Genomic DNA, 7006 nt, shown 5'->3' on the forward strand with positions numbered 1-7006 from the left:
TTTCACCACGCGGCTGGCGGGTGGCCGGGTGGTGGTGGAGCGCGTCACGCGCGAGGGCGCGACCCGGGAGCTGGGGTACGCGGTGCGGGTGCGGGGCGGGGTCGGGTGAGCGGGCCGCACTCACCGCCCCGCGAACCACCCCCGTACCACCTGGGTGTGCAGGGGGAACGCCAGCTCCTGCGGGCGGTGCAGGATCTGCCAGCCCGCGGTCTCGTCCGTCGGTGCGGACGGTGGGAGCCCGGCCGCCGGACGGGACGGGAGCAGGCCGAACAGGAGCACGTGGTGCGGGGAGCTGAGTGCGTCGGCGAGGCGGACATCGGCGGCGGACGCCTCGATCCCGGTCTCCTCGTACAGCTCGCGGACGACCGCCTCCTGCCAGAGTTCGCCGTCGTCGACGAAACCGCCGGGCAGGGCGAAGCGGCCGATGTGGGGTTCGACGGCGCGGGTGATGACGACCAGTCCCGTACCGCGCGCGTCCGTCACCGGACAGAGGGCGACGGCGACGGGCAGGGGGTTGCGGTAGGTGACGGTCCCGCAGGCCGCGCAGAGGCGGGGCCAGCCGCCCGGGGCGGCGGGGTAGGGCGATCCGCACGCGGCACAGTGCGAGTCCTTGACAGGCTGCTTCGAGGTCTTCGAGGTCCCGGTCACGCGCGGACTTTAACCGACGGTCTTCGGCCATCGGGGCACATTGCCCCAACTCCGCCTATCCGCCGCCCTGTTGTGTGCTGAAGGGTGTGCCCATGACGATTCGATCAACCGTGCGCGGCGTGCTCGCCGCTGCCGCCGCCCTGCTCGCCGTGACCGCCGCCTCGTCCCCCGCGCGGGCCGTGCCCGAACCGAAGGCGCCCGCCGAGTTCGTGGCGCTGGCAACCGTGGACCCGACGATCATCCAGGAGATGCGCTACATCACGCCGCACAACTTCGTGGGCCGGCCCATCGACGGCTACCGCCAGCCGGTGTGCATCCTGACCCGCCACGCGGCCCAGGCGCTCCACCGGGCGCAGCTGAAGCTGCTCCGCGAGGGCTACTCGCTCAAGGTCTACGACTGCTACCGGCCGCAGCGGGCCGTGGACACCTTCGTGGACTGGGCGAAGGACCTCGACGACCAGAGAATGAAGACCGAGTTCTATCCGCTTGTCGACAAGTCGAGACTGTTCGAGGATGTGTACATCGCGGCCAAGTCGGGGCACAGCCGGGGCAGTTCGGTGGACATCACCCTCGTCAGGCTGCCCGCGCGGCCGACACCGCCCTACCGCCCAGGCCGGCCTCTCGTGCCGTGCTTCGCGCCGAAGGACCAGCGCTTCCCCGACAACTCCGTCGACATGGGCACCGGGTTCGACTGCTTCGACACCCTGTCGCACACCGACGACCCCCGCGTCCAGGGCGTCCAGCGCGCCAACCGCCAGTTCCTGAAGGGTGCGCTCCAGGCCGCCGGGTTCGTCGGGATCCCCCAGGAGTGGTGGCACTTCACGTACCAGCCGGAGCCGTTCCCGGAGACGTACTTCGACTTCCCGGTGGCCTGGCGTTCGGTGGCCGGGCACCGCTGAGCGACGCCCCCTGCCGGAGCGCGGCCACCCGTGGCACACTTCTGACGTTCCGTCAGAAACAGAGCTGCGAGCCGTGGAGGGGTTTTGACGCGCACGCGCACGCCCGTGGTGGCGGGCTGGTTCACGCAGGCGCAGGACCAGGAGTTCCGGCTGCTCGGCACCCGGTGCTCCGACTGCGCCTGCGTGTTCTTCCCCCGCGAGGACGTCCTCTGCCGCAACCCGGCCTGCGGCGGCCGGGAGTTGAGCGAGGTGCCGCTGTCCCGGCGCGGGCGCGTCTGGTCGTACACCGACGGCCGCTACCGCCCGCCCGCGCCCTACGTCTCAGACCCGGAGGCGCTCTGGCAGCCGTACGTACTGGTCGCCGTGGAGCTGGAGGCCGAGCGGATGGTGGTCCTGGGGCAGGCCGCGCCGGGGGTGACCACCGCCGGTCTCGCCGTCGGGATGGAGGTCGAGGTGGTGCCCGGCGTGCTCCACGAGGACGCCGGGACCGTCTGGACCACCTGGCACTGGCGGCCCGTGGAGGCGCAGGCATGAGCGCCACTCACGACATCGCGGTCCTCGGCGCCGGTCTGCATCCCTGGGGCAAGTGGGGGCGCGGCTTCGTCGAGTACGGGACGGTCGCGGCCCGGGCCGCGCTCGCCGACGCCGGGCTCGACTGGTCCGCCGTCCAGTCCGTGGTGGGCGCCGGCACCGTCCGCGGCGGATACCCCGGGTATGTGGCCGGGGCGACCTTCGCGCGGGCGCTGGGCTGGCAGGGCGCGCGCGTGACGACCGTCTACGCGGCCTGCGCCTCCGGGGCCCAGGCGATCGGCACCGCCCGGGCGCAGATCCTCTCCGGCATGGCCGAGGTCGTCCTCGTGGTGGGCGCCGACGCCGCGCCCAAGGGGTTCTTCGCCCCCGCGGGCGGCGACCGGCCCGACGATCCGGACTGGCTGCGCTTCCGGGTGCTGGGCGCCACCAACCCGGCGTACTTCGGGCTGTACGCCCGGCGCCGCATGGCCCTGTACGGCGACACCGTCGACGACTTCGCGCGCGTGAAGGTCAAGAACGCGGCGGCCGGCGCGCTCAACCCGTACGCGCGCTACCGCAAGGCGGTGACCGCCGAGGAGGTGGCCGCCTCGGCGGTGGTCGCCGATCCGCTGCGGCTGCTCGACATCTGCGCGACCTCCGACGGGGCCGCCGCCCTGGTGCTGTGCGGCATGGACTACGCGCGCGGACACGGAGCGGCGGACCCGGTCCGGATCCGGGCCGTCTCCACGGTCACGCCCACCTACCCCAACACGGTCCTGGACCTGCCGGACATCGCCACCGACTCGGCACTCGCGGTGGAGCCCCCGCAACACTCCTTCCGTACCTCCGTCGCACGGGCCGCCTACGAGGAGGCGGGGATCGGGCCCGAGGACCTGTCGCTGGCGGAGGTGTACGACCTGTCGACCGCTCTGGAGCTGCAGTGGTACGAGGATCTCGGGCTGTGCGGCGCCGGTGAGGGCGCGAAGCTCCTGCGGGAGGGCGCGACGGCGCTCGGAGGTCGTGTTCCGGTCAACGCGAGCGGGGGTCTCGCATCGTTCGGTGAGGCCGTGCCCGCCCAGGCGATCGCCCAGGTCTGCGAGCTCACCCGGCAGTTGCGCGGTACGGCGGGCGAGCGGCAGGTCCCCGGGGCGCGGGTGGGGATCACCGCCAACCAGGGCCTGTTCGGGCACGGTTCGTCGGTGATCGCGGTGCGCTGAGCGCCGGGCCGCCGGCCGCCGCGTACCCCCGGCGGCCGGTGCTGTCGGCGACCTTGACGCTCCATCACGGCCGGTGAACACTTCCCGTTGTCTCTCGGCGTCGCCGTTCCCCGGCTCCCGGCCGCGTGCCCCGTACGCGGTCGCCGGGCCGCTCCCCCATGGGGCGATTCCGCCGGACGGGCACGCTCGTCACGGATGCCGGGCGGGGGCCGACGGGCCCTCGTCCCCGGCTCCGCAGCCACGCACAGCGCCCACCCTGCACGGAGGACCGGGGCCTTCCCCGGTCGGACCGGCCCGCGATCTCGGCCCGCGCAGCCTTCAGACCTAGGGGTAGCCATGACGGAGAAGTTCGTCGCAGCCATCGACCAGGGCACCACCTCCAGCCGCTGCATCATCTTCGACCGGAGCGGCGCCGTCGTCGCCGTGGACCAGCGCGAGCACCGCCAGATCTTCCCCCGGCCCGGCTGGGTCGAGCACGACGCCACCGAGATCTGGTCCAAGGTGCAGGCGGTGGTCGCGGGCGCGCTGGCCAAGGCCGGGCTGCGCGCCGACGAGCTCAGCGCGCTGGGCATCACCAACCAGCGCGAGACGACCGTGCTCTGGGACCGGGCGACCGGCAAACCGGTGCACAACGCCATCGTCTGGCAGGACACCCGGACCTCCGCGCTCTGTACCCGGCTCGGCGGGGAGGACGGCCAGGACCGCTTCCGGGACGCCACGGGACTGCCGCTGGCGAGCTACTTCTCCGGTCCCAAGGCGGCCTGGCTGCTCGACGACGTACCCGGTCTGCGCACCCGTGCCGAGCGCGGCGAGATCGCGTTCGGGACCATCGACTCCTGGCTGATCTGGAACCTCACCGGCGGCACGGACGGCGGTGTGCACGTCACCGACGTCACCAACGCCTCGCGGACCATGCTGATGAACCTGGAGACCCTCCAGTGGGACTCCTCGATCCTGGCCGCCATGAACGTCCCGGAGGCGGTCCTTCCGGAGATCCGGTCGTCGGCGGAGGTGTACGGGACGGCGGTCGGCCGGCTGGCCGGAGTGCCGGTGGCCGCCGCGCTCGGCGACCAGCAGGCGGCGGTCTTCGGGCAGGCCTGCTACGACACCGGCACGGCCAAGAACACGTACGGGACCGGGAGTTTCCTGCTGCTCAACACCGGCGGCCGGCCCGTGCCCTCCAAGAACGGCCTGATCACCACCGTCGGCTACCAGATCGGTGAGCAGGCGCCGGTCTACTGCCTGGAGGGCTCGATCGCGATCACCGGCGCCCTCGTCCAGTGGTTCCGCGACCAGCTCGGTCTGATCCGCACCGCCGCCGAGATCGAGGCACTCGCTGCGAGCGTCGAGGACAACGGCGGCGCCTACATCGTCCCCGCCTTCTCCGGCCTCTTCGCGCCCTACTGGCGCTCCGACGCGCGCGGTGTCGTCACCGGGCTGACCCGGTACGTCACCAAGGCGCATCTGGCCCGCGCGGTCCTGGAGGCCACCAGCTGGCAGACGCGCGAGGTGGTGGACGCGATGTACCAGGACTCCGGGGTGCGGATCACCACGCTCAAGGTCGACGGCGGGATGACCGTCAACGGGCTGCTGATGCAGCACCAGGCGGACGTGCTCGGCGTGCCGGTGATCCGGCCGAAGGTCTCCGAGACGACCTGTCTGGGAGCGGCGTACGCGGCCGGGCTCGCCACCGGGGTGTGGACGGGCCTGGACGAGCTCAAGGCGCACTGGCAGCGGGACGTGGAGTGGCGGCCCGCGATGGAGGCCGGGGCGCGCGAGCGCGAGTACGGCCGGTGGCGCAGGGCGGTGGAGCGCAGCCTGGGCTGGCACGAGGAGGACACGCCCTAGCCGCTCGGGCTCCGGGGCCGCCCCCGCTCCCCCACAGCGCACGGCCCGTACCCCGGTCGGCGGGGGTACGGGCCGTGTCCTCGCGTAGGGGACGCGCGGGCGTCAGATCGAGACCGCCCGGCGGCGCCGCTCGGAGAGGACCATGGCGTGCTCCACGACCGCGACCAGGACGTCCTTGACGGCCTCGCGGTCGCGCGCGTCCGTCATCAGCAGCGGTACCTCGGGATCGAGGTCGAGCGCGGAGCGCACCGCGTCGGCGGGGTAGCGGGCCGCTTCGTCGAAGCAGTTGACGGCCACCGTGAAGGGCAGCCCGCGGCGCTCGAAGTAGTCGATCGCCGCGAAGGAGTCCTCCAGGCGCCGGGTGTCCGCGAGGACCACCGCGCCCAGCGCACCCTGGGCCAGCTCGTCCCAGAGGAACCAGAAGCGGTCCTGGCCGGGGGTGCCGAAGAGGTAGAGCACCAGGTCCTCGCGGAGCGTGATGCGTCCGAAGTCCATCGCGACCGTGGTGGTGCTCTTCGTCTCCACCCCCGCGACGTCGTCGACCGGCCGGCCGGCCTCGCTGAGCCGCTCCTCGGTGCGCAGCGGCCGGATCTCGCTGACCGCGCCCACCAGCGTGGTCTTGCCGACGCCGAAGCCGCCCGCCACCAGGATCTTCAGGGTCACCGGTTCGACGGGCCGCTTTCTGCGGCTAGAGCGCCCGAAGGCCATTGATCACCTCGCGGAGAAGGGACTCGTCCGGCAGCTCGGCCGGCGGAACGGGTCGGGAGACGTGCACCAGCTGGTCCTGGACGAGATCGCCCACCAGGACGCGGACCACGCCGACGGGAAGGTCGAGTCCGGCGGCGAGTTCGGCGATGGACTGCGGGGTGCCGACGCAGCGTTCGACGATCTCGACGTGTTCGGGCGACAGCGAGTGGTCGCGCCCCGGGTCGTCGGCGGCCGGTTCGGGCACCACCACCGCGATCAGGTCGAGCCGGTGCTGTCCGACGCTGCTGGTGCGACCGCGGGTCATCGCGTACGGCCGTACCACCGGTCCCGCGTCGTCGTCGAACCAGTGGTGCTGCTGGGGCACCCGGTCCGGCTGCTGCGGGCCGCCGCCCGGCGCCCGCTGGTCTGCGTCACTCATACCGTCGCGCTCACCCTGCGGTGGGCAGGCCGGTCCGTGGTGCCGTGGTGAGGTGGGCCCCGACCCGCTTGACCATCAGGGTCATCTCGTACGCCACCTGACCGACGTCGGCCTCGGCGTCCGTCAGGACCGCCAGACAGCTGCCGTCGCCGGCGGCCGTCACGAACAGGAAGGCGTCGTCGAGCTCCACGACCGTCTGGCGGACGCCGCCCACGTCGAAGTGGCGGCCGACGCCCTTGGCGAGGCTGTGGAAGCCGGAGGCGACGGCGGCCAGGTGCTCGCCGTCCTCCCGCGTCAGGTCCCTGGACGTGCCGGTGGGCAGGCCGTCACTGGACAGGACGAGCGCCTTGCGGATGGAGCCGACCCGGTCGACCAGCTCGTCCAGCAACCAGTTGAGTTCCCCGGCGCCCTTCCCGATGACGTCGTGTGCTGCGGACTTCGGTGCGGTCATCGACCGTCCCCCTCGGATGTGTTGCGTCGTACGCCGCCCAGGGCCTGGTCGGGCCCGTCGGCTGTGGTCTCTGCGCTGGTCATCGCGTTGTGCCGACGCCCGCGCTGCCAGCCACGCTGCATCGACGCCATACGGTTGCGCACTTCCTCTGCGTCGCGCTCGGGCTGCGGCTGAGCGCCCGGGCCGCCCGGCCCGGTGCGGTCCGCGGGCTCGGCGGAGGTCTCTTTCAGCTGCGGGGCGAGGCTGGCCTGACGGACCCGGCGGGGCAGGGCGCCCGGCGCGGCGGTCGCGTCGGCGCTCTCGCGGC

Annotated in this window: 8 protein-coding genes and 1 pseudogene; 4 read left to right on the forward strand and 5 right to left on the reverse strand. The window is 73.0% G+C overall.

The genetic code is table 11. The features are described from left to right. Nucleotides 1-120: 120 nt before the first annotated feature. A complete protein-coding gene (locus ACJA3G_RS25820) occupies nucleotides 121-648 on the reverse strand; it encodes an NUDIX domain-containing protein (RefSeq protein WP_406555439.1) in 528 nt (175 codons plus the stop codon). A 92-nt stretch (nucleotides 649-740) separates the two neighbouring features. On the opposite strand from ACJA3G_RS25820, the gene ACJA3G_RS25825 reads away from it, so the two are divergent. The 4 genes from ACJA3G_RS25825 to glpK all read left to right on the forward strand — a co-directional run bounded on the left by ACJA3G_RS25825 (nucleotide 741) and on the right by glpK (nucleotide 5122). Further along, nucleotides 741-1547, forward strand: a complete 807-nt coding sequence (locus ACJA3G_RS25825; RefSeq protein ID WP_406555440.1) for a M15 family metallopeptidase — start codon at nucleotides 741-743, stop codon at nucleotides 1545-1547. Nucleotides 1548-1652: 105 nt separating this feature from the next. Further along, nucleotides 1653-2081, forward strand: a complete 429-nt coding sequence (locus tag ACJA3G_RS25830) for a Zn-ribbon domain-containing OB-fold protein (protein WP_406555446.1) — start codon at nucleotides 1653-1655, stop codon at nucleotides 2079-2081. Further along, nucleotides 2078-3274, forward strand: a complete 1197-nt coding sequence (locus ACJA3G_RS25835) for a lipid-transfer protein (protein ID WP_406555441.1) — start codon at nucleotides 2078-2080, stop codon at nucleotides 3272-3274. Before ACJA3G_RS25830 ends, ACJA3G_RS25835 begins: the two co-directional genes overlap by 4 nt. 336 nt (nucleotides 3275-3610) lie before the next feature. Next, nucleotides 3611-5122: a glycerol kinase GlpK gene (glpK, locus tag ACJA3G_RS25840; RefSeq protein ID WP_406555442.1), complete on the forward strand. Its 1512-nt coding sequence runs from the start codon at nucleotides 3611-3613 to the stop codon at nucleotides 5120-5122. A 102-nt stretch (nucleotides 5123-5224) separates the two neighbouring features. On the opposite strand, the gene ACJA3G_RS25845 is transcribed toward glpK, so the two are convergent. From ACJA3G_RS25845 to ACJA3G_RS25860, 4 genes and pseudogenes are all read right to left on the reverse strand, one after another. After that, the gene (locus tag ACJA3G_RS25845; RefSeq protein WP_406555443.1) at nucleotides 5225-5830 is read right to left on the reverse strand and encodes a GTP-binding protein; all 606 of its coding nucleotides are present in this window, start codon (nucleotides 5828-5830) and stop codon (nucleotides 5225-5227) included. After that, complete coding sequence (locus ACJA3G_RS25850; RefSeq protein ID WP_406555444.1) at nucleotides 5811-6248, reverse strand: DUF742 domain-containing protein; 438 nt, start codon at nucleotides 6246-6248, stop codon at nucleotides 5811-5813. Before ACJA3G_RS25850 ends, ACJA3G_RS25845 begins: the two co-directional genes overlap by 20 nt. 10 nt (nucleotides 6249-6258) lie before the next feature. Then, nucleotides 6259-6699, reverse strand: a complete 441-nt coding sequence (locus ACJA3G_RS25855) for a roadblock/LC7 domain-containing protein (protein ID WP_406555445.1) — start codon at nucleotides 6697-6699, stop codon at nucleotides 6259-6261. Continuing rightward, a pseudogene (locus tag ACJA3G_RS25860) lies at nucleotides 6696-7006 on the reverse strand (histidine kinase); the annotation flags it as partial. The gene ACJA3G_RS25855 and the pseudogene ACJA3G_RS25860, both read right to left, overlap by 4 nt.

This window comes from Streptomyces sp. YS-3 (assembly GCF_045257485.1).
GTDB lineage: Bacteria > Actinomycetota > Actinomycetes > Streptomycetales > Streptomycetaceae > Streptomyces.

What these genes read in the sequence shown, in the direction of transcription:
- ACJA3G_RS25855 (WP_406555445.1), bottom strand. Translation starts at nt 6,699, where the DNA reads ATGACCGCACCGAAGTCCGCAGCACACGACGTCATCGGGAAGGGCGCC.
- ACJA3G_RS25825 (WP_406555440.1), top strand. Translation starts at nt 741, where the DNA reads ATGACGATTCGATCAACCGTGCGCGGCGTGCTCGCCGCTGCCGCCGCC.
- ACJA3G_RS25845 (WP_406555443.1), bottom strand. Translation starts at nt 5,830, where the DNA reads ATGGCCTTCGGGCGCTCTAGCCGCAGAAAGCGGCCCGTCGAACCGGTG.
- ACJA3G_RS25850 (WP_406555444.1), bottom strand. Translation starts at nt 6,248, where the DNA reads ATGAGTGACGCAGACCAGCGGGCGCCGGGCGGCGGCCCGCAGCAGCCG.
- glpK (WP_406555442.1), top strand. Translation starts at nt 3,611, where the DNA reads ATGACGGAGAAGTTCGTCGCAGCCATCGACCAGGGCACCACCTCCAGC.
- ACJA3G_RS25835 (WP_406555441.1), top strand. Translation starts at nt 2,078, where the DNA reads ATGAGCGCCACTCACGACATCGCGGTCCTCGGCGCCGGTCTGCATCCC.